At 61.5% G+C, this 21,185-nt stretch carries 17 protein-coding genes, 1 tRNA gene and 1 pseudogene; 10 read left to right on the forward strand and 9 right to left on the reverse strand.

Annotated features, from left to right (window positions below):
* Positions 1 to 295: 295 nt before the first annotated feature.
* The 6 genes from GVV77_RS16710 to GVV77_RS16735 form a co-directional block, all read right to left on the reverse strand.
* A complete protein-coding gene (locus GVV77_RS16710) occupies positions 296 to 1,696 on the reverse strand; it encodes an ImmA/IrrE family metallo-endopeptidase (RefSeq protein WP_159620295.1) in 1,401 nt (466 codons plus the stop codon).
* Positions 1,697 to 1,733: 37 nt separating this feature from the next.
* Positions 1,734 to 2,333, reverse strand: a complete 600-nt coding sequence (locus GVV77_RS16715; protein ID WP_159620297.1) for a hypothetical protein — start codon at positions 2,331 to 2,333, stop codon at positions 1,734 to 1,736.
* 611 nt (positions 2,334 to 2,944) lie between these two features.
* Positions 2,945 to 3,919, reverse strand: a complete 975-nt coding sequence (locus tag GVV77_RS16720; RefSeq protein WP_159620299.1) for a hypothetical protein — start codon at positions 3,917 to 3,919, stop codon at positions 2,945 to 2,947.
* A gap of 750 nt (positions 3,920 to 4,669) precedes the next feature.
* Complete coding sequence (locus tag GVV77_RS16725) at positions 4,670 to 5,758, reverse strand: UvrD-helicase domain-containing protein (RefSeq protein WP_210252852.1); 1,089 nt, start codon at positions 5,756 to 5,758, stop codon at positions 4,670 to 4,672.
* Entirely contained in the window at positions 5,742 to 7,370 is a 1,629-nt protein-coding gene (locus GVV77_RS16730; RefSeq protein ID WP_343033082.1) for an ATP-dependent nuclease, read from the reverse strand. The genes GVV77_RS16725 and GVV77_RS16730 overlap by 17 nt, the downstream gene beginning before the upstream one ends.
* A gap of 263 nt (positions 7,371 to 7,633) precedes the next feature.
* Complete coding sequence (locus GVV77_RS16735; RefSeq protein WP_159620304.1) at positions 7,634 to 8,215, reverse strand: recombinase family protein; 582 nt, start codon at positions 8,213 to 8,215, stop codon at positions 7,634 to 7,636.
* Between the two features lie 255 nt (positions 8,216 to 8,470).
* Here GVV77_RS16735 and GVV77_RS16740 point away from each other — a divergent pair, with 255 nt between their 5' ends.
* From GVV77_RS16740 to GVV77_RS16765, 5 genes are all read left to right on the forward strand, one after another.
* Complete coding sequence (locus tag GVV77_RS16740; protein WP_159620306.1) at positions 8,471 to 9,262, forward strand: hypothetical protein; 792 nt, start codon at positions 8,471 to 8,473, stop codon at positions 9,260 to 9,262.
* A 661-nt stretch (positions 9,263 to 9,923) separates the two neighbouring features.
* Positions 9,924 to 10,796, forward strand: a complete 873-nt coding sequence (locus GVV77_RS16750) for a DUF4062 domain-containing protein (protein WP_159620310.1) — start codon at positions 9,924 to 9,926, stop codon at positions 10,794 to 10,796.
* A gap of 113 nt (positions 10,797 to 10,909) precedes the next feature.
* Positions 10,910 to 12,091, forward strand: a complete 1,182-nt coding sequence (locus GVV77_RS16755; RefSeq protein WP_159620312.1) for a hypothetical protein — start codon at positions 10,910 to 10,912, stop codon at positions 12,089 to 12,091.
* A 481-nt stretch (positions 12,092 to 12,572) separates the two neighbouring features.
* Positions 12,573 to 12,788 carry a helix-turn-helix transcriptional regulator gene (locus GVV77_RS16760; RefSeq protein ID WP_159620314.1) on the forward strand — a complete coding sequence of 72 codons (216 nt, stop codon included), beginning with the start codon at positions 12,573 to 12,575 and terminating at the stop codon, positions 12,786 to 12,788.
* On the forward strand, positions 12,789 to 13,985 hold the full coding sequence (locus GVV77_RS16765) for a tyrosine-type recombinase/integrase (protein WP_159620316.1): 1,197 nt from the start codon (positions 12,789 to 12,791) through the stop codon (positions 13,983 to 13,985).
* Positions 13,986 to 14,146: 161 nt separating this feature from the next.
* Here the strand turns inward: GVV77_RS16765 and GVV77_RS16770 are convergent.
* Positions 14,147 to 14,219 (reverse strand) — tRNA-Ala (locus GVV77_RS16770).
* Between the two features lie 491 nt (positions 14,220 to 14,710).
* Between GVV77_RS16770 and GVV77_RS16775 the strand changes: the two genes are divergently transcribed.
* Genes GVV77_RS16775 through GVV77_RS16785 form a run of 3 tightly spaced genes read left to right on the forward strand, consistent with a single transcriptional unit; the run spans position 14,711 to position 17,947 of the window.
* On the forward strand, positions 14,711 to 16,240 hold the full coding sequence (locus GVV77_RS16775) for a DHA2 family efflux MFS transporter permease subunit (protein ID WP_159620318.1): 1,530 nt from the start codon (positions 14,711 to 14,713) through the stop codon (positions 16,238 to 16,240).
* A 35-nt stretch (positions 16,241 to 16,275) separates the two neighbouring features.
* A complete protein-coding gene (locus GVV77_RS16780; RefSeq protein ID WP_159620320.1) occupies positions 16,276 to 17,751 on the forward strand; it encodes a S10 family peptidase in 1,476 nt (491 codons plus the stop codon).
* Positions 17,752 to 17,806: 55 nt separating this feature from the next.
* Entirely contained in the window at positions 17,807 to 17,947 is a 141-nt protein-coding gene (locus GVV77_RS16785; RefSeq protein WP_159620322.1) for a hypothetical protein, read from the forward strand.
* 104 nt (positions 17,948 to 18,051) lie between these two features.
* Here the strand turns inward: GVV77_RS16785 and GVV77_RS16790 are convergent, their stop codons facing one another.
* Positions 18,052 to 18,546 carry a DUF456 domain-containing protein gene (locus GVV77_RS16790; protein ID WP_159620324.1) on the reverse strand — a complete coding sequence of 165 codons (495 nt, stop codon included), beginning with the start codon at positions 18,544 to 18,546 and terminating at the stop codon, positions 18,052 to 18,054.
* A gap of 111 nt (positions 18,547 to 18,657) precedes the next feature.
* Here GVV77_RS16790 and GVV77_RS16795 point away from each other — a divergent pair, with 111 nt between their 5' ends.
* On the forward strand, positions 18,658 to 19,578 hold the full coding sequence (locus GVV77_RS16795; RefSeq protein ID WP_159620326.1) for a hypothetical protein: 921 nt from the start codon (positions 18,658 to 18,660) through the stop codon (positions 19,576 to 19,578).
* Positions 19,579 to 19,680: 102 nt separating this feature from the next.
* Here GVV77_RS16795 and GVV77_RS16800 read toward each other — a convergent pair whose 3' ends face one another.
* Entirely contained in the window at positions 19,681 to 20,592 is a 912-nt protein-coding gene (locus GVV77_RS16800) for an SDR family oxidoreductase (protein WP_159620328.1), read from the reverse strand.
* A gap of 403 nt (positions 20,593 to 20,995) precedes the next feature.
* Here GVV77_RS16800 and GVV77_RS16805 point away from each other — a divergent pair.
* Positions 20,996 to 21,185: pseudogene (locus tag GVV77_RS16805) on the forward strand (acyl-CoA desaturase); the annotation flags it as partial.

The raw sequence follows: 21,185 nt of genomic DNA on the forward strand, positions 1-21,185 counted from the left end.
TCACTAACCGGAAGGTCGAGGGTTCGAACCCCTCCGGAGCCACTTCATGGCTCCGGAGCTCAGATGGTAAAGCGTCCGCTCAATTTAGGCTGGACAGCTCCAAAGCTCTCCAGCCTGATGGACCCTCAAGAGTGCCGTAAGGCAATGTCCGGCTAACTTGACAGTCGTCAACTCCGCTCAGGCGCTCGGGCGCATTAAGCGTCCCCGGATGGAAGCTGACCTCAACTGCGAGAAGGCACGACGGGCGGCGATTCACTTCATGCTGCCTCACGTCGTGCCTCCTGTTGCATTGAAGCTATCCCTTTGGGGGGTTGGGATCGTTTCCGTAGGAGTTTTTCCCGCCAATCCGTCCGTTGAGATTACGGATTGTGTGTTCGACTCCACGATCACGGGCCATGTCACGTCCGACCGCTTGTTGTTCTGCTTTCGTGCCACCCGTGTGGGCGGCCCGAGAGCTTCCCTCGACCTTGGACTTCCACACGCCGTCTTCGTTGTATGTGCTGATGTCACCTTTAGCCATACTGTTCACCTCCCTACCCATTCTTGATTTGACCGGTCCAGTGCGCTTCCGTTCGCGAACGGCCGCCAAGCTGACGAGGTCCGTGGAACTAGACGCCTCGGGGCTCCAGTCCATCCAGGTATGAAAGTACTTTCTATCCAACCCGCTGCAGTGAGCGGCATCACCGACTAGGTCGGCTGAACCGGGGAATTGCTTAGCGATTGCGCGCTGAACCCAGACTGCGGATTCATTTGCCACGGTGACAGGCTCATGCTTGTTCCATTTGCGCGCTGAGATCTGTTTGTAGAGGCTTCGCGCCTGGTCGTCATCAATAACTCCGAGTTGCTGGAATCGAACGACGAACGCCTTGATGGAAAGCCCCCACTTCTGCTTGAGACTTGCGAGGTTGGAGAGAGTGACTCTGCCTCCTCGAGCAGCGAGATCATCGACTACGGCGTCACCTGGGGTCAGAAATGCCGACGCAAATCGGTGAGCTTCACGTTCCATCTTTGTTGCTGCCGCGGGATTAGCCGGCTGCGGGGACGCATGGTGTAGAACAAGATGGCCGAGCTCGTGAGCTACGGTGAATCGTTGGCGGTCACCTGGAACAGCATGCTCCAGGTTCACCGAGGACCTACTTACACGAAGCACGGGCACATCGTCCACCCGCATCGACATGCCTAGGTGGCGACCGAGTTCACTGTCCATGGGAAGGACAAGACAGCCAAGCCGCTCTGCAGATCGAATTGCGCTGTCTACGATTGCATGTGCGGACAACCCTGCGCGGGTTCTGATCTCGGCAGCAAACCGTTCAATGGCGTCGTCGTCGTTCAAATCCTCATCGAAATAGAGGAGTGAATCTGGGACGCGCTTGAGCGAGAGATCCTCTATGGCTTCGACGGCGGTGACGATGTCCGAAGACAGTGTGTCGACCAACTTCTTCGGCGCATCTGCGTAGGCGCGCAGCAACGGGCGGGTGGTGACGGGTTCAGCTCGACTACGAAGGAGGTAGGCCTCCGTCACACCGAGGGTATGGGCAAGCAATGTGACATGAGCATGGGGCAGCGGCAGCGCCCCAGTCTCAATCATCGACACGGTGCCGGACGCAATTCCGATGCGATCAGCTAGTTCGACCTGACCAAGTCCGGATGCTAAGCGCAACCGTCGAACTCGATCTCCAACACTTTGAATATCCATTACCCTAACCGCTCTTCAAATCCGTACAAACGCTCGATCATGCGGCGCCCGAAGCAGAGTCGTCGGACTCGGCCTCGTCAAATCCCGGAAGGACGTCATCCACCGCGGGTTCAAACGAGCCACCGCCGACAGGGCCCCGTCCCCCGAGGAGCACCGCACGTCCGAGGATGAGTTCGCCCGGGTTGCCCTCGACTACACCAAGGACCTCGGCAAAGAAAATGTCACCAACCTGATTAGAGCTAAGCGTGTAACCAAGCACATAAGGTATTTCGACAAACAGAGTGTCCTCGTCGACATCTCCCCATGTAGAAGAACTGTTCGTTACAACTTTGTAAGTCCCGTCCGCTCTTGCTTCCGCCTTCTTCAAGCGGAAAACACCGAAAGCGCGGCCCAGATCGACGCGGAACTGCTTAGCACCCCATGCTCCTGAGTCGAGGTCGAACCCCACCCGGGATGCGCCAGTCACAAACGCCTGCGCAACGAGGTCACGGCTCAGTGAGGAACGGCTGCGGCCGGATCCGCTGAACGCCGAATCCTGAGCCAGTGCCGAGTCCACATTGTGGCCGCGCTCCTCGTACACTTCGCGGATCTCGAACGCGATCTGCTCAAGCATCTCGCCGACTGCCTCAGTAATCATGTACTGAGAATATTACTCCAAATGTCACATTGTCAAAGTACGGCCTGCGTGACCATGTGATTGTGTGCCGGCTCGAGCCTAGTAGCTCGGATACTAGCAGTAGCTGCGGCGAGTTCTTCGCTGTCGGCAGGCTCCTCGGCCTTCGCCTGGTTATAGTCCGAACGCCGGGTGCTCGATGCCAGTTCCACAATCACCAGGACGGACCATTGTCGCCGATGTGATCAAGCAGGTCCCGGATTCCGCGGTGCGAATGCCCCGCCGCCTCGGAGGCTCCATCCTCCAGCGCCCGCTCGCCTCCGGAACCGACGCCGCGGGCAGGCCCCGGAATGGCGCGGCTTGGGCAGGCTCCCGCCCGGTGACTTCAACGATCCGAACCCTCGGACTGCGACGGCATAGACACCTTCTCCAAGGTGTCCGCCAGCGTAGCGGAGGACGATGTCGTCATTGCCTCCGCGGAGCATGGCCATAGGTCAGTACAGCGGATCCTCTGCGCCATAGCTTGGCCGTCGAAAACTCAGGACTTTGAGAGCAGGGGGGATCGAAGCTTCTCGGTTCTGGAGAGACCGTCCGGAAATCCGATTGTGCCCATAACGAAACGGTAGGACCCTAATTCAGCTGGATGACTGCACCTCTTTTTCCTCTTCCATCCATGCATTGAGGGTTTGCACGAGGGTCGGCGTCCGTTTCTTGGTAGCACCCTTTCTGACCTCCGCGCTGTTCTGGGATTTCTCGTCCACGAATACCAGCGCTTGGTTTTGGAGCCTGTACACGTTCCTGACCCGCTCCCGCGCGAAGGTTCGTTTGTTTCCGGGCGGAGCTACGCTCGCGCGTTCAACATAGAGGAGGTTCAGCTCCCGCAGGTCCTTGGTTCCTCTAGATCTCATGGAGGGGCTGACAAAATACTGCTGGGGGAACCGCTCAGTGCTCCACCAAACCTCCTTTCCGTTCGTTTCCCCAGGTCTGGCGTCACCCGACCGTTCTGCCAAGAGAATCAGCAACATCGTCAACGCAGACGCCGACATCCGCTGGATGAAGCCTTCGGTCCATAGGGTCGTTGGAACCTTGAAATAGATGTCTCTCCGCAGCTTCGTCGATGCATATGCGGTCGAGGGGAGGGCGTAGGGGGAGTTATCTCCTGATTCGTCCAGAAGGGTGATGACTGATGGTTCGCCTCGGCGCGGCACCACCGATATCAGCTTGCAGTCCTCCAAAGTTTTGATCGCCTTCGCGATGCGGCGGGCACCTTTGAAGTTTGGGTCCTCGAGTCCAAGGAGACTCGCCCACACTCTGGCAGAGATGTCGGTGTCAAAGTCGCCGCCAGAGCAGCGCCAGACGAGAGCGAGGTACAACTTCACAATTACACCGCCTCCCCGCCCGCCTCGTCTGACAAGCTCAGCAAGAGGGGGCGGGCTGTCAGCCCCCTGTTCTGCCCTGACGAAGCTCTTGCGAATCGGGATGGCCTTACGTCGCCCAGAGTCCTTATCAAGCGCCTCAGCTAGCGTTTTCGAGGCCTTCAATAGCTCCTCAGACACCTCTTGTGCGCCTGCTAATGAGGCGCTTCCTTCGTTGCCTTCCCCGGTACTCAATGAAGTCCTCCATACTTCTCCAGTTAACGACTGGGTTAATCATCAACTAAGACTGCCTTGCCTCACGTCAAGTGTAGGGGCAGCATGGCAACTAAGGGTTTTTTGCACAGGAGTGCCCAGCATTGGCAGGGGTCCTGGCGTGCGGGCCCTGATAGAGTCATCCTATCGAGTTCCACTTAGGTATTTTGCAACAGGGACTGGGTGCGCGACCCCCGTATCGTCACGCATACCAGGTGGCCTGGATCGGTTGAGCATCGGGGCCCACTCCCAGATAGCCGACGGACCAGCAGCGCCGAAGTCAGCTCGTAGTGCCAATAGAGCTCGACCTCTACCCGGTAGTTGAGTTTTTCTGCGGAAGTACCAGCCGCTCGTCTGGAGCGGAAAGGGGCTTGCGACCGCAGCTCGGGGCATCAGGAGGACCCCCATGGGAATGGGGGTCCTTTTGCTTTAAGTGCTCAATCACCAGGCTGATCATCTCGACCTACCCGAGGCAGCTTGGCGCCATTCCAGTAAGACCCCTCCGATCCACCACATAAGAAACACCGAAGCCGACCCATCGTCCGTCCTAGTGCCCCTCAAAGACCTAGAACTCCCTAAGACACCCAATCGACGTTCGGGCTGGGACACCCGATCCCCGATACGACGGGACCTAATGCACGATACTCGCTCAGCATATTCAAGGGTGACGTTTTGTTGTCATACCGCCCGCTTAGCGCCGCACCTTCCGTGAGCGGCATGCTGAAGCGTCCTTTAATTGGCTCGCCGCCAACACGGATGATGACTGTCCCCGGCCTTGTCGAGCACAAACGCGACGCTCTGCTCAGCACGAGTCACCCCGACGTATAGCTTCGCCGCGGCTAGGTCTCCGAGGGGCTTTCCCCTCTGGATTAGCTCCTTCATCTTGTCTGTAGGAAAGATCAGGACCCGTTTACGGGTGAGGCCCTTCGAGGAACCAAAGTTCATAAAGGTCAGGTGATCGTGGCTTTTCCAAGAATTAGCACCCCAGCGGAGATTCTCGGGTGCAAACCCTTCGATGTAAGCTTCGACGTCTTCGGTTCGGACGAGAAATACGCCGTCATGATCCGTCGCGGTCGCATTCAATGACACCGTTTTTGGGAACGCCCAGACGCTGTCGAAAAGCGAATCGGCGAACGCAGCGATTTCAGGCCGGCACCGCCACGTTTCCGACCGGTAAGTGATGACCAATCTGCCGGCTGCCTCCTGGCTGCGGAACCAGTTCCACACCTGCATGTTCTTGTACTGCTTGTGCTTCCGTTCCGACGGGCTGGTCGTAATGACCGCCTGTCGGACGTCCCCGACCATTGTCAACGGAACCGCGGAGCGCAGAAGAGTATTCACGATCTCCAAGTCGTACCCGCCTAGGTCCTGCACTTCGTCGATATAGATATGATCGTAGATAGCCTCCAGGCGGCGCAGCGGGAGTGAGCGCGACGCCTCGATTAGGAGAGTTGCCAGGTGCGCGGCGTGAACTCCACGCAGCAGCCCTGATTGGGTGAAGTATCGACGCTGTGCTTTCAGCGGAACTCGCTCCTGATACAGGCTCTTGTCATCGAGCCCGTTGACGTCTTGACCCGGGAACATGAACGGGAGATAGGGGCGGATAAACTGGCTGATGAGGAAAGTAAACCATCCTGACACTTCAATGTCGGCTGTCGGTTTCGCTTCGTTCACTCGTCGACGCAGTTCCGCCTGATTATTGAGAGTGAACGTAAGAACGAGGATTCGCTGCCTTGGCGAGGCGGCCACGCATGCATCGACGATACCCTGTGTTTTCCGCGATCCGGCCACGGCCAGAACGAGTTCACTGGGCACTGACATGGATAAATTTCAAAGCATCGACGAAATATGGAGGAGGTGTAATGGTCGTTTGCGCCGAAAAGATTTTCAACGCCGCGTCGGTCTTGTTATTACCCATCCACGTCTCAAGGTTGGCACGGGGCGTTCCTAAAATAGTCCTTAAAGTGTCGGCTTCATTGACGTTTAGGACCTGCGGCTCGAGGGTTCGCCCACCTGCGCCGTCCCCAAAGAGCAAGACCCGGTCTTCGTTGAGAAGGTCGCCGAGGTCGGTGCGGATGTCGTTGATTTCGGTTTGGGACCGGCCATCGTTGTCGCTGAGGATAACGCAACGCTTGCCAACGAGTTTCGCTAGCTCGAGGAACCGGCGATGTGACAGCCCCCGCATTGAGAACACCTCAATACCGTCGTCCATAGGGCGACGGCGCCACCGATCGCGATAGAACCGTTCGAACAGGAGTTCGTCCGATGGCCCCTCGACCAACACCACCCTTTGAGCGAGAACGAGGCGGAGGGTGTCGAAGCCGGGCAGTTTTCGAAAGTAGTCGACAGTGTCTCGAGGGAGGTCAACGAATGGTCGGACGTCGCCGTTAGACACGAGCTGGAGCCTGTCGAGACCTAGTCGGTTGAGGACGAAAGAGCTGTGGGTGGCGACGAAGACCTGCTGGTCGTCGTGACTGAGCGTGTCGATGCGGTCCAGCAACACGTTCAAGTTCGAGTGTGAGAGGTGATTCTCGGGTTCCTCGATCATGACGGCGCCGGCTGCATTCGTGTGGCGGCGCATTGCGAGGACGATCTTCGTCACGGCTTGCTGTCCGTGCCCAGCCAAGAGGAAAGGGATGCCGTCGACGTGCGGGATTACACTGCTGTCCCACGAGGTGCGTGACGAGTGGTCCATTGCCAGGGCAACATGGCCTCCATCAAGGAGCTCGTCGCCGACGGCGAGTTTTGCGTTCACGTCACCGAGGTGTTCGGCGGTCATGTTTTCCTTGACCCTACGGAACGCCGCTGAAACCGTCGCATGTTCCTCATCGGTGAGGTTATCCCCAATAACCTGTCGCAGGTGATAGTCAATACCCGCCGTTGACCGGACAGTTCGGGAGTCGATAACAGCGACGGCGAGAGCACGCGGCCGCTGAGTCAGGTGGTTCCCTTGGAACGATCGCCAGTCGGTGCTGAAGTACTCCGTCGGTAGCAGTTTCGTTCCCTCTTGGGCAACGTACGCATCGAATTCGTCCCGGTACTCCGGGTTAAGTCGGATGCGAAGACGCACGCCGGGAGCGTGGTCGCTTGGCTTCTCGAGGTCATCGGCACCGATGAGAGGGGCGAACTCGGATCGATCCCGGAGAGTTACCTCGATGAAGATTTCGGGTGGCGGCGGGCCCTCCCCTCGAGCACGGGCCGCGAGGTACTCCGCCACGGTCTGGGCGTGAAACCAATACGGGTTCAGTTCTTCGGAAACCGTGCGACCGTTGACCCTGCCAGTCACCGCCATCCCTATTGCCTCCAGAAGAGTCGACTTCCCGGCCTGATTGTTCCCGACAATGACGTTGCCCATAGGGTGAGGCCGGAAGTCGAGAGTTTTAAATTTCCGGTAGCCGCGGATGCGAACTCTGGCAATCAAGTGATCCCCCAAAAAAGTGACCTAGCGAATCGCGAATGTTTCCACAATGAGTCTGGCACGGCTCGCTGACACGCTCGTGCGGCCCACCTGCGTACTTGATGTTCTGCCTAGCCTGAATTACCCGTGCGTGTTCATGAGTTGCGCTTGCTGCCTGTTACCGTTGCTGCCCGGCATCCCTGTCAGTCGTGCCGTTCGAATTGAATGCAGCCGCCGTTGCGGTGGATGGTGATAATTTCTCTTTTTTTGCGGGGCGTGTATTTACGCCGTGTTGGCACTTAGCTGGGATCTTGCGTGCGTTGAACGATCCGGTACACGGTGCTCCTGGCGACTTGGAAGAGTTCGGCGATTTCTGTAGTGGTGTGTTGTCCTCCCTTATATAGGGAGACAAGGTGGGCTTCCTGGGACTTGGAGAGTTTGGGTTGTTTGCCGCGGAGCCGGCCCTTGGCCTTGGCGACCTGCATGCCTTCGCGGGTGCGGGCGCGGATGAGGTCGGATTCAAATTCTGCGACCATGGCCAGCACGTTGAACAAGAGCCGGCCCACGGGGTCGGTCGGGTCGTGGACGTTCCCGCCGATGCTCAGCTTCACCTTGCGTTTGGTAAGGTCTTCGATGATGTCCCGGGCATCGGGCAGAGACCGGGCAAGCCGGTCGAGCTTCGTGATCACCAGGGTGTCCCCCGCCCGGCACGCGGCCAGGGCTTCGCGGAGACCGGGCCTTTCCCGGTTGGTGCCGGTCAGCCCGTGGTCGACATAGACCCGCTCCTCGGGGACACCGAGGGCGGTCAACCCGTTGCGCTGGGCCGTGAGGTCCTGATCATTGGTGGACACCCGCGCGTATCCGATGAAGTGTCCGGCCATGATCCCGAGTGTAGCGGTTGGGCTACCTTCACCGGGCATTTTTTCGGGCGGGGTATACGCGACTGCACGGCACCAGGTTCCATATGGGGTTTGTAGTGTTGCTCCAGTCCGGAAATAGTGTCGCGGTGAGGGAACGATAAAAGAGACGCCGTTCCAGAGCCTTTTCGTGAGGCGAGGTTCCCTTCCGCGCTGCATCGACACGCGGTAGTGGGAGGCGGGCGCCGGTGGTTGCTGAGGGGTGGAATAGTCGGGTGCATGGGCTCATGGGGAACAGGGATCTTTAGCAATGACGACGCCGCGGACATTCGAGGCGAGTACCGAGACCTGATCGGCAATGGTCTGGCCGCGGAGGACGCGTCGGCGAAAATCATCGAGGAGTATTGCGTCGGTGATCCGCGCGATGCCGACAACAATGATGTCTGGCTGGCCCTGGCCGCTGTCCAGCACCGAACAGGGCACATAGCGAAGGGCATCATCGAGACGGCCCTTGGCATTATCGAGTCCGCGGAGGAGATCGAACGCTGGGATTCAGAGGACCGGAAGCAGCGGGCAAAGGCCCTGGCGAAACTGCGGGATACCCTGCAACAGCCGCCTCCTGCACCGCGGACAATCCGGACACGGAAAATCCCCGACACGTCTTTGGAGCCGGGACAGCACCTGCTCTTCACCGACCCGGTCACAGGATCGCGGCTGTTGCTGCGGGTGGTGGGCATCTATGAGCAAAATGGCCGGTACCCCGTGTACACGGTGCTCAACTGGGACGGCGGCCCCGAAGGCATGGAGAAGCCGCAGGATTTGCCGCCGCTGGACCGCAAACAGAACTTCCCACCTGACAAGGCTTCGATGAACCGCCCCTACTTCGGGTTCCTGGGACTCGGCCGGCTCAAGAAGGAAAACCTGCAGGTGCTCGAGGCGCAGGCCGATCCGACGGCTACCGAGAACCAACGGTGGGGACTGACCTTCCTGGGTTGGCCCGAGGTGGTCGAGTACGTGCACGACAATGCGGTCGTTTCTCCGCCAACGCTCCGGTCGGGAACATGTACCTGAACCAGACGCCCATCGAAGTCGCATGATCATCGCCGGGCTGCCACCGTCCGCCGTCCCGGTGAGGGATCGGCTTAAGGGCGCGCACACCACGCTAGGCTTCGGGCATGACTGATGAGAAGGAACACCCTAAACCGCTGTCATTGTTTATCGGTCTGCTTCTGGCAGGACTAGTTCTGATAGCGGTTGGGGTTTTCACGCGGGACACCATCGGACACCTAGCAAGCTGGCTAGTGATAAGCGCTGGCATCGTGATCGCCATACTGCCACCCGCGTTATGGCGTAGAGGGCGTAATCGTCAGTTGAAATAGCTCGACTCAAAGTGATCAAAACGGTGTCCATTGAGGGATCCTCATACGCACCACTTGTAGAACGGTGTTAGCGAACAGTCGGTGGGACCGGGGCCGTGATGCACGGTGCCTAGACCTCTGCGCACATCCGTTGCAAAAGCCGAAAAAAGACCCTAGAACATCACGTTTCGGGGCGTTTTGAACAGTTGCGTTTGGGTGTACTTGGCGCAACACCTTGGGCGCCGTATTGACGCATGCCGGGGACACCTGTGCGCGCACGCTCATCGGGCGGAGTGAACGCACACTGCTGCACGAATCGGTTGACTGCTTCATGTCCAGTGCACCTTGCTCGCAGGTAAGGCAGGATGAGGAACATGGCCTTCTCTGCAACCGCGATCGTCGTCCTCATTGCATCCCCCGGTGATACCGCTGATGAAAGGGCTGCCATCCAGCAGCAGGTCAGCAAGTGGAATGTCAGTCGTGCTGAGCGTGAGGGTGTTGTCGCTATGCCCTGGTTATACGAGCAGCACGCCGTTCCTGTCTTGGGCGGACACCCTCAGTCCGTTATCAATGCGCAGGCAGTTGACAGGTCGGAAATCGTGATCGCTTTCTTCGATTCTCGTCTGGGCACTGAGACACCTGAAGCAGTTTCTGGAACCGCAGAAGAGATCAAGCGTGCACATAAAGCCGGCAAATCAGTTCATGTCTACTTCTCAACAGAAGACCTTCCTCGCTCTGTGGATGCGGACCAACTAAAAAAACTGGCCAAGTTCAAGGAGACTCTCAAAGCTGAGGGTCTTCTCGGCTCTTACAGCAGCCCGGAAAACCTCGCGAGCCAGGTTCACGCTGCACTTGATTATGACGTCAGCTCAAACCAATGGGCACCTTCTCCGACAGCTCCCGCGTCAGCGCCGTCAGGCGCTGAACTATCAGCCCGACATGAGTACCAGCGTGAGGCGAACGGCCAGGACACTCGAGGACGTCCGCGGTACCGAATCCTGATGAATGACCTCGTTATCGAAAACAGAGGAAATACAACAGCTTCGAACATTGACATAACGGTTGACGAAATCGACGGTCATTTCATGTTTGAGAAACCAGAGCCATTCGACCTACCGCCGAACTCCGAAGTTCAGTTCTCACTCATCGGAATCCGAAGCGGAAACGCACGCGTAACGATGACGTGGAACGAGGACGGGGAACCAAAGCAGCACGTTCAGTTGATCCGCGTTCGGGCGTCTGCATGAACCATTAGTCGCCACCATGCGAGCCCGGCACAACTCAGCTCGAGCACGAACCGTGAGGGGCCGTCCTACGGGCATGACCGTCGGAAATCTACGCGATGCGAGATGATGATTCCATGGGGAAAAAATCACGCAGGCCATCTCGCCGGAATCGTCACACGCTTAAATCGAACGGTTTTGGTCTGACTGTCACCGTTGGGGCCAGCCCGCGCATGAAGAGTAGTGGTCAGCCGGCACTGGATAACGAGTTGCGGCTATTGCGCAGTTCACTCTTATATGCGGATCACGTAAATCTAGTTGCACCCAGCGCGGCGTGGATGCGCACCTTCTCCCCGTTGCTCGACACAGATCCGGAGGATCCATGGCGAACGATCGCGGATCTACCGGCTGAGACATTGAAGCGCTTGGGAGTCGAGGAGGTGACGCCCCGACAATTCAGCGCCGCGATGCGCGTGCTAGGCGCTAGACCTGTTGATGACCCGTTGCGCCAACAGGCTGAGGCTCTGTGGCGGCCTGCGATCATCAAAATTAGGCAACAGGCGGTAGAGGTGTTCGACAGTGCTGAGGCGTTGGAGCTTGACATGGCGTTGGACGCAGGTTTTGTCACTCTTATCAGCGACGGAAGCCGCCTGGAGGACAGCACTGCTGAGCAAGTCAACTGGTTCCGCGACCGCCTCACGCAAGCACTGGCTGATCCCAGTTCATCGGTTCTTCTTGATCAGGTCACCACTGAGTTCCTGCGTGAAGCAGGCGGCTATGCAGATGGGTTGCCGGCGGTGGCTGATAATCGTTCCCGTCGGACAGCCGTTGGTGCGGGCTTGGTGGAGCGGCTACCCACCTTTCCGGATGCCCCGATGAGCCATATTTTGGAAGCCCGCGAAGAACTCGGCGAGGGCAGAGCGGCATACAGAGAGGCAGTTAAGGAGTTAGCCAGCAAGCTTCAGTCCTCGGCTCTGGATGAAACCCTTCCGAGCGAAATTGACGAATTATGGCACGATGCGGTTCGCCCAAAACTGGAAGATCTGCGCAAAAGTGCGACGGCGACGCGTGTGGGATCGGAGACAGCTAAGCGACTGTTCACGGAAGGTTACGGTCTGCCGACATTGCTGGTGGCTGTAGCGAACTTCACCGACCTCGCAGCAGCTCTTCCCACTCCTGCTGCTGCTGCAGCAGCCGCCGTCCGCGTCGCGGCCGCAGGTGCGCAGGAGGCCTTCCGAGCCCGTGCCACAGTGCGACGACACGACCTTGTATATCTGCTCGACGTCAATACGAAGCTCAGCAAGAAGACGGCACGCTAAGGGATCCCTGAGTGGGAATCACTGCGTACAAATGCTCCGGACTTTCAAATGCTCCGGACTTTCCAAGGAGCGAATATCTGCCGCGCTTCCACTGATTGCTGGCGTGTAGCGCTCAGGGTCAGAGGTGAGAACAAAGTCCACCACTAGATCGAGAAGCGAGGCGATGGCTTCGTCTGGCTGTCCCGCAGCATGAAGAGCGACCGCCGCTATACCTGCAGCCCTCGCCCGGCCAGGCGATGCATCCAGCCCTAGCACACCAACCACCTCACACCTCTGGCATCAAAGGCAATCGCCGTGAGTGCCGACTCACGTCCAGTCATATCGCACGTTGGATATGCACTCTTCCCGAGCACGTGCAGGGCCCCGGTGGCGCCGCTGACGGCAACTTTTCAAGTGTCCGTCATGCCGTCCCGACTCCCTGCTCCCATGAACTGGGAACAGATCTTGCCCTTGGGCCGGCAACTACGACGGAAAGAATTTCATGACCACCACCCCAGAAAGCAGCAACACTGCAGAAGCTGCCGACGATCAGTGGCTGACCCCGAAGGACATCTGCACCCAACTACAGATTCCAGAGCAGACGTTCTACCAGTGGCGGGTCAAACACCTCGGCCCCCGCGCGTATCGAATCGGAAGGCATCTTCGAATCAGCCGCACCGACTACGACTCCTGGCTGTCTTCTCGATTGGAAACCTAAATGTCTCCCAGGCCTCCTCTACCGCTCGGAACATGGGGGAAGATCAGCCGAAAAAAACACCCGAATGGCCGCTGGCGTGCGACGACAAGATACCGGGACACTGACGGCATCACCCGCACCGCGGAAGCCTGGGGAACCAGCGGAGCCGCCGCCGAGCGAACCCTTGTCACTTCGTTTCAAGATCGGCGGGCCCCTATCTCAAGTGAAATTTCCAGGACTACTCGGCTATCCGAGCTCAGCGATCTGTGGTTCGAAGAAATTGAGAACAATGGTCGCGCGGGCCGAAGGACCATCGATGGCTACCGTGACACCTACAGGCGTGTCATCGAGCCTGCACTGGCCGGACTCCGGCTGCACGAGCTGAGCACCGGCCGTATTGACCGGTTCCTCAAAAACGTCGCCGCAGACCACCCTGCCACCGCACGTCATTCAAAGATCGTTCTGACCGGCATGATCGGTCTCGCGCTCCGGCACGATGCCGTGCGCAGCAATCCAGTCCGGGATGTCGGACCCATCAAAATCGCCAGGAAAGACGTCAAGGCACTGTCAGTCGAAGACGTTCAGAAGCTCCGGACTGTCATTGACGAGTGGCAAAAGGACCCCACCCACCAGGGGCGGCCTCGCGCAGCAGACCTACTGGACGTTCTCGATATCTTCCTTGCCACTGGCGCCCGAATTGGTGAGGTCCTAGCTATCCGCTGGCAGGACGTCGATCTCCAAGCGGAACCGCCCACCATCACCATCTCGGGAACCGTCGTCATGGAGAAAGGCCGCGGCGCCTACCGGCAAGACCATCCGAAGACGAAAGCGGGCTTCCGCACGATGAAAGTGCCGCCCTTTGCCGTGCAAACACTCCAACGCAGGTATTCGGCCGAGCGGCCCAAGCCTGAAGACATGCTGTTTCCGTCCTCCACGGGGACAGTGCGCAGCCCCCACAACTTCCGCAGGCAATGGCGGGACGCCCGCGCGGGATCGCCCTACGAGTGGGTAACCCCGCATGTCTTCCGTAAATCGGTTGCCACTCTCATCAACCAGGAATACAGCTCCAGGCAGGCTGCAGCCCAACTGGGCCATTCCGGGACGGCAATCACAGAGAAGCACTACATCGCCAAGGCGACCGAGTCACCGGACCTCACGGCGACCCTCCAACAGTTCGGCGATGAGTCGCCACTCGGCCCGGATCATCTGTCCATGTGAATGTCAGCTACCACAACGAAAGTTCGGGACGGACGAAGCTCAACGCCACCGGCCCAACCCAACGTCGACGAAAGCGTGTGGTTTCCGTGTGGTTGAGCCTTCGCGAGAGAGGAGAAAAGCCCTTCATCCCGACGTTTCCGCAGGCCAAACGGCCTTCATAGTGGAGCTTAGGGGAATCGAACCCCTGACCTTTTCATTGCGAACGAAACGCTCTACCAACTGAGCTAAAGCCCCGACCCCCTCACTCTAGCGAATAGTTCCCGCTTTGCTCAAAGCCGGTCGGCAAGCGCCGCCCGCGTGCTCCCTCCGGGCTCCGACATCCGGTGCCGGCGGGAAGGTGCTCCGTGAGGCGGACGTGATGGGTGCCGTCGAATTTCTACACGTTGTAGAAATTGGCGAGAGTTGAATCAGTCCCCGCCGCCGACGACGGAACCCTTAGGCAGGTCACTGCCAAGCGCGAACGCCCCGCAGTGGGCCCCCAGGGGTGAGGTGTCGGCCGCCCTCCATGACCGCTTCACCATCGATGACTGGGTGCAGGTCTCCGCTCCGTTCGGGGAGGTGGTGCTGCAGCCCTCCGACCGGCCGCTCGTCCTTGCCAGCGCCGGCGTCGGCGTCACCCCGCACGCCGGGATGCTGTCCCACCTGGCCCGAACCAGGCCCACCGCTGTCGGTGGGGCCGGGAACCGCCGCGGGTTTCGTCGGCCCACAGGAGTAACCTGTGAACCATGCCCCGCGACGAATCGGTAACCGCCCAGCCGACTTCCGAGGGCGGGGACATCCGGCCCTGGCCCGCTCTATGGTCCCTGGTGATCGGGTTTTTCATGATCCTCGTCGACTCGACAATCGTCTCGGTGGCGACCCCTGCCATCATGGAGGGCCTCGGCGCGACCCTGGACGAGGTCATCTGGGTCACCAGCGCCTACCTGCTGGCGTTCGCCGTGCCGCTGCTCATTACCGGCAGGCTGGGTGACCGCTTCGGTCCGCGCCGGATCTATCTCGTGGGGCTTGTGGTCTTCACCCTTTCCAGCGCCTGGTGCGGGCTCGCAGATTCGGTCGGAACCCTCATTCTCGCCCGCGTCCTCCAGGGTCTCGGGGCCGCCTTCATGACCCCCCAGACCATGTCGGTGATCACCCGCATCTTCCCGCCGGAACGGCGCGGCGCCGCCATGGGACTGTGGGGCTCGGTGGCAGGCGTGGCCACCCTCGTCGGTCCGGTCCTCGGCGGCATCCTGGTGGACAGCCTGGGATGGGAGTGGATTTTCTTCATCAACCTCCCGGTGGGAGTGGTCGGGTTCATCCTTGCCTACCGGCTCGTGCCGCGGCTGAAGACGAACAGCCACCGCTTCGACCTCCTGGGCGTGCTGCTCAGTGCGGCGGGGATGTTCTGCCTCGTCTTCGGCATCCAGGAGGGAGAACTGTACGACTGGGGCACCATCGCCGGGCCGGTGACCGTATGGTCCCTGATCATTGCCGGGCTGGTCCTCCTGACGGCCTTCGTGCTGTGGCAGCGCCTCAACCGGGCGGAACCGCTGCTTCCGCTGCGGCTGTTCCGGGACCGCAACTTCTCCCTCGCGAACACCTCGATCACCGCCATGGGTTTCTCGATCACCACGATGGCCCTGCCCCTGATGCTCTACGCCCAGAACGTGCGAGGGCTCAGTCCCACGCAGGCGGCTCTTCTGCTTACGCCGATGGCCGTGGTCTCCGGCGTCCTTGCTCCATTTGTGGGCAGGTTCGTCCAGCGCAACGACCCGAAGCTCATGGCGGTGCTCGGCTTCGCCGGGATGTCGGCCGGCCTGTTCTGGCTTGGCGCGATTCTCACCCCGGATGTCCCACTGTGGCTGATCCTGCTTCCGGTCTCGCTTCTCGGATTCTCAAGCGCTGGCATCTGGGCCCCGGTCTCCCTCACCGCCACCCGAAACCTCGACCCTTCGCTGGCCGGGGCCGGCTCGGGCGTCTACAACACCACGCGGCAGGTCGGCGCGGTGCTGGGCAGCTCCGCCATCGCGGCGATGATGCAGGCCCGGCTCAGCGCCAACCTCGACGGCGGATCCGCGGACGCCGGGTCGGCCCTGCCCGAGGCGGCCCAGGCCGGCTACGCGCTCTCCATGGGGCAGGCCCTCTACCTGCCTGCCGCCGTCATCCTCATTGGGCTGGTGGCCGCGCTGTTCTACGCGCGGCCGCAGCAGGGCACCGTCTGGTCGGGCGAGGCCCTCAACGCCGCCCGGCGTCCCGCCCAGCCCGTGGACTCCTAGTGGTTGCCTGAATCAACCACGGTTAGGCTCGTGCCATGGCTGATGATCCGACAGAAACCCCGACTCCCGCCGACCCGCCCACCGAATCGAAGGACGTCAGCGACGACTTCGTCTCGCGCGGCCATACCTCGCCGTCGGGCCTGAAGTACACGACGACCACCGGGCGGCTCGTGCTGCGCCGGGAGGAAATCAAGGACGGCCGGGCCGACGGCTTCCGGCCCAAGGCCGAAATCTTCCTTGCCGCATACACCAAGGATGACGGGGAGCCCGACCGCCCCGTGACCTTCGCCTTCAACGGCGGACCCGGATCCTCCTCGGTGTGGCTCCACCTGGGCCTGCTCGGGCCCCGGCTGGTGGACGCCGGCGACGTCGGAGCGATGACCCCCGCCCCCTTCGGGCTTGTCGACAACCCCGAGTCCCTGCTCGAAACCAGCGACCTCGTGATGATCGACCCGGTCAACACGGGCTTCTCGCGCGTCGTGGAAGGGGAGAAGACCGACGAATTCCACGCCTTCATCGAGGACCGGGACCTCGTCGCCGAGGTGATCCGCCTCTGGACCACCCGCAACAACCGCTGGTTGTCCCCCAAGTACCTTGTCGGAGAGTCCTATGGCACGCTGCGTGCGGTCGCCGTCGCCGGCCGCCTGTTCGACGCCTATGGGATGGCGGTGAACGGCCTCGGCCTCATCTCCACGGTGCTCAACATGTCTACCCTGCGCTTCTTCCCGGGTAGCGACCTGCCCTACGCCCTCCACCTTCCCACGTACGCCGCCATCGCCCACTTCCACGGCCGCCACAACGGGCGGGGCCTGGCCGAGGTGGTGCGGGACGCCGAGCAGTTCGCCGCCGCGGACTTCGGCTATGCCCTCACCCAGGGCAACCGGCTCACCCAGGCCGAGTACGACGACGCCGTCGCCCGCCTGGGTGCCCTCACCACCCTCGACGAGGGATTCATCCGCCGCACGAACCTGCGCTGGGACTACTCCGAGTTCGCCGCCGAACTGCTGCGCGGCGAGGGCCTGGCCGTCGGCCGGATCGATGGCAGGTTCACCGCCCCTCCCGAGAACCTCCAGAGCTCCGGTTCCTGGGACGATCCAAGCATGCGGGCGATCACCGGGCCCTTTGCCGCCGCGATGAACCACTACGTGCGCGCCGAACTGGGCTACGAAAACGACCTCCCCTACGAGATCCTCACCGCCAGGGTGCAGCCCTGGAGCTACCGAACCTTTGAGGGCGCGCCCGTCGATGTCTCGAACGTGCTCGAGCGCCTCCTCGTCCACAATCCCGCCCTCCGGGTGCACGTCGACTACGGCTACTACGACGGCGCCACTCCGCACTTCGCCGCCGAATACGTCTGGGCGCACATGACCCTCAGCGACCAGGCGAAGGCCCGCTTCTCGCACCACTTCCATGAAGCCGGCCACATGATGTACCTGAACCCGGAAGTGCGCCGAACGCAGTTGACGGCACTCCGGGGTTTCGTGGCGAACGGTCCCTCGACGGACGATTAGTCAGTAGGATTAGCATCGATGCCGATTCCGGCACCGGACGAAAGGATAAACCGTCATGCTCAAGCGAATCCTCTGGGCGCTGGCCCCCATTGTGGTCTCCAAGGTGATGCAGAAGCGCAGCGGCGCCCAGACCCGCCGCCCCGGCTCGATCAACCGGGCCGACAAGACCCGCTACGGGAAGAACTTCGGCAGGTAGCCCGCGGCTCCCGGCCGCCCCTGGCAGCAAATGCACCCGATAACGACAAACGCACCCGAATTATCGGGTGCGTTTGTCGTTATCGGGTCCGTTGGGCGCCGGCCTCAGGCGAAGTGCACCCAGACGCCAAGGATCCAGGTGGTGCCGGCGGCGAATGCGAAGCCGAGCTCGGCCAGGATGCCCAGCCCGGTGGCCTTCAGGGCCTGAAGGCTCGAGGACAGGGCGGACCGGGCGTTGCGCTGCCGCTGGTATTCGCTGGCGAACAGCCCCAGCGCGAACCCCAGAAACAACCCCACCACGGGGACCGCGAACATCCCCACCACGCCGATGATCAGCCCGATCGTCACCGAGCGGCCCGGAATCTGCTGGCGTTTCAGGGTCCTTCCGGTCAGGACCAGCCCGGAGAGCAGGCCGGCCACAGCGAACAGGGATCCCACGACGAAGACCACCCATCCCACGGCGCTTTCGACGGCGAGGGCCCACAGCAGCAGCGATCCAACGATCAGCACGCTGCCGGGCAGCACCGGAACCACAACACCGGCAGTCCCCACCGCAATGAGCAGTCCGCTCACCACCGTCATCAACACCTGGAAGTCCATGTGCCCAGTCTCCCACCCGGGACCGGCGCGCCCCGACACGTGGAGTTCCACTGCGCGGCCTGCAATACTAAGGGAACTGAGTAATATTTGGTCTTGCAAACAGGAGGACGCATGAGTACGCCAGGAACAGGGGACACCGACGGAGCTCTGCGGCGCCCCCGCGGCACCGACCAGGAGCAGGGAGCGCACGCCCGCGGGAATGACGCGCAGCACTCCACCGGTGCGAGCAGCGTCGGCGAGGCGCCATCCGACGACACCGCGACCCGCGAACACACCCCCGCAGACCGGGTCGGCGACGCCGGGGCCGACGACACCGCCACCCGCGCGCACACCCGCGCTGTCCCCGTCAGTGCGACCAAGGACTCCGGATCCCACTCGCTGGATCCCGACGAGGATGCCCACCGCAACCGCGCCGACCGCCATTCCGTGGCCGACGACGCCATCCCGGCTGCCGCCGACCGCCGCGCACTTCACCAGCGCGAAAAGGAAGAGTTCGGCGGCATGAAGTTCGGCTCCGCCTTCTTCGGCTGGCTGACGGCCACCGGCATGGCGGTGCTGCTGACCGCCCTGCTCGCGGCGGCCGGCGCCGTTTTCAGCCTTTCGACGAACACCAACCTCAATGAAGCCGCCAACCAGGCATCCCGTGATGCCCAGACGGTCGGGGTCACCTCCGCGATCGTGCTGCTGGTGCTGCTGCTGGTCTCCTACTTCGCCGGCGGGTACGTCGCAGGGCGGATGGCTCGATTCGACGGCGCCAAGCAGGGAATCGCGGTGTGGTTGTGGGCCCTCATCATCGCCGTCGTCGTGGCCATCCTCGGCGTTATTGCCGGCAGCCAGTTCGACATCCTCGCCAACCTCAACAGCTTCCCGCGGCTGCCCATCAACGAGGGCGACCTGACCACCGCCGGGGTCATCTCCGTCGTGGTTGCCGCCCTCGCGGCGCTGATCGGCGCGATTCTCGGCGGCCTCGCCGGGATGCGCTACCACCGCCGGATCGACCGCGCTGACTACGACGAGCTCGGCCGCGGCTAGGCCGCCGAGACCTGCTTCGGCCTGCCGCCGGAGCAGCACAAAGCCCCGGGTTCCCAAGGAACCCGGGGCTTTTGTGTGCCTCACACCGCTGGGCGCTCAGCATCACGGCGAGGGCATCCCTCCGTTGACGTTGAGGGTCTCCCCCAGCACGAAGCTTGACTCCGCGGAGGCGAGGAAAACATACGCCGGTGCCAGCTCGACTGGCTGGCCGGCCCGCCCCAGGGGCGTGCTCTTTCCGAACTCCGGCAGGGCCTCCTTGGGCTGGCCGTCCGAGACCTGAAGCGGCGTCCAGATGGGGCCCGGGGCCACTGCGTTGACCCGGATGCCCTTGGGTGCGAGCTGCTGGGCCATTCCCTTGGTGAAGTTGTTGATCGCCGCCTTCGTGCTGGCGTAGTCGATCAGCGTCGGGGAGGGCTCGTAGGCCTGGATCGAAGTGCTGTTGACGATCGAGGAACCCGGCGGAAGGAACTTCAGGGCCTCCCGCGTAATCCAGAAGAAGGACTGGATGTTTGTCTTGTACGTGTGCTCGAGCTGCTCGTCCGTCAGGTCCTCGAGGGACTCGACCGCCACCTGTTTGGCCGCATTGTTCACGAGGATGTCGAGGCCGCCCAGCTGTTCGGCGGCCTGCTGCACCATGGATCGGCAGAAGTCAGGGTCCTTGACGTCGCCGGGGAGCTTCACGCCCTTTCGTCCGCTCTCCTCGATCAGCCGGATCACGGTGTCGGCGTCGGGCTCCTCCTCCGGCAGGTAGCCGATGGCGACGTCGGCGCCTTCCCGCGCGAAGGCGATGGCGACGGCGGCGCCGATTCCGGAATCCGCACCGGTGATCAGGGCCTTGCGGCCCTCGAGCCGGCCGGTGCCGCGGTAGGAGGTCTCCCCGCGGTCCGCGTGGGGCGCGAGATCACGGTCCAGTCCTGGCTCCGGCTGGTCCTGCTTCGGCGGAGCAATGCTTTCGAACCGCGTCACGGGGTTCTGGAAGGTGTACTGGTCGCTGCTTGCAGAATGTGGATTCATTTTTCCTCCGTCGCCGGTTGGTTCCCGGGCCTCCGAGGCGACCCGGACGAGGGCTCCGCCAGAAGCTAAGCCTGCTTACTACCTTAGGCCGCCCGGCGGGAGGGAGACAAGCGGCCTAGAAGACGGCGGAAAAGAACCCTGCACCCACGCTGAGGATCAGGGCCACGACGAGGAGCCAGACGATGGGGGTTCGGTACTTGGCAATGGCGCGCATAGCTCCCCAGTCTAGTGCCCGCCGTCCCGCCCGACACCACACCGGCACCCGCCTACCAGCCGAGTGGGGCAAAAGCAACCAGAGTGAAACAGCACACCCTTCGCACAGCCAGTACGCGTACAGTGAAAGAATCTGTGGGGCTCGCCCCAGTCGATGGCTGGGAAGCCGACCCAACCCCCAGGGATATTTATGAGCGTCACCGCCGCCGGCCGCAAAGTCCGGATCGCCAAGCCCAATGACGTGGTTGCGTCCTATTCGGTTCTGCTGAAGCAGGTCCGGAAGGAGGGGCTGCTGACCCGGCGCCGGCGCTTTTATGTCTCGGTGTTCGCCCTGCTCACCCTGGCCATGGGGGCGGCCTGGACCGGGTTCGCCCTGCTCG

This window comes from Arthrobacter zhaoguopingii (genome assembly GCF_009828605.1).
Classification (GTDB): domain Bacteria; phylum Actinomycetota; class Actinomycetes; order Actinomycetales; family Micrococcaceae; genus Arthrobacter_D; species Arthrobacter_D zhaoguopingii.

Bases quoted from the DNA above. Each gene is read 5' to 3' on its own strand.
- GVV77_RS16755 (WP_159620312.1), top strand. From the start codon at position 10,910: ATGGGGAAAAAATCACGCAGGCCATCTCGCCGGAATCGTCACACGCTT.
- GVV77_RS16715 (WP_159620297.1), bottom strand. From the start codon at position 2,333: ATGATTACTGAGGCAGTCGGCGAGATGCTTGAGCAGATCGCGTTCGAG.
- GVV77_RS16780 (WP_159620320.1), top strand. From the start codon at position 16,276: ATGGCTGATGATCCGACAGAAACCCCGACTCCCGCCGACCCGCCCACC.
- GVV77_RS16785 (WP_159620322.1), top strand. From the start codon at position 17,807: ATGCTCAAGCGAATCCTCTGGGCGCTGGCCCCCATTGTGGTCTCCAAG.
- GVV77_RS16710 (WP_159620295.1), bottom strand. From the start codon at position 1,696: ATGGATATTCAAAGTGTTGGAGATCGAGTTCGACGGTTGCGCTTAGCA.
- GVV77_RS16795 (WP_159620326.1), top strand. From the start codon at position 18,658: ATGAGTACGCCAGGAACAGGGGACACCGACGGAGCTCTGCGGCGCCCC.
- GVV77_RS16800 (WP_159620328.1), bottom strand. From the start codon at position 20,592: ATGAATCCACATTCTGCAAGCAGCGACCAGTACACCTTCCAGAACCCC.
- GVV77_RS16750 (WP_159620310.1), top strand. From the start codon at position 9,924: ATGGCCTTCTCTGCAACCGCGATCGTCGTCCTCATTGCATCCCCCGGT.
- GVV77_RS16790 (WP_159620324.1), bottom strand. From the start codon at position 18,546: ATGGACTTCCAGGTGTTGATGACGGTGGTGAGCGGACTGCTCATTGCG.
- GVV77_RS16775 (WP_159620318.1), top strand. From the start codon at position 14,711: ATGCCCCGCGACGAATCGGTAACCGCCCAGCCGACTTCCGAGGGCGGG.
- GVV77_RS16765 (WP_159620316.1), top strand. From the start codon at position 12,789: ATGTCTCCCAGGCCTCCTCTACCGCTCGGAACATGGGGGAAGATCAGC.
- GVV77_RS16760 (WP_159620314.1), top strand. From the start codon at position 12,573: ATGACCACCACCCCAGAAAGCAGCAACACTGCAGAAGCTGCCGACGAT.
- GVV77_RS16740 (WP_159620306.1), top strand. From the start codon at position 8,471: ATGGGCTCATGGGGAACAGGGATCTTTAGCAATGACGACGCCGCGGAC.
- GVV77_RS16735 (WP_159620304.1), bottom strand. From the start codon at position 8,215: ATGGCCGGACACTTCATCGGATACGCGCGGGTGTCCACCAATGATCAG.
- GVV77_RS16725 (WP_210252852.1), bottom strand. From the start codon at position 5,758: ATGTCAGTGCCCAGTGAACTCGTTCTGGCCGTGGCCGGATCGCGGAAA.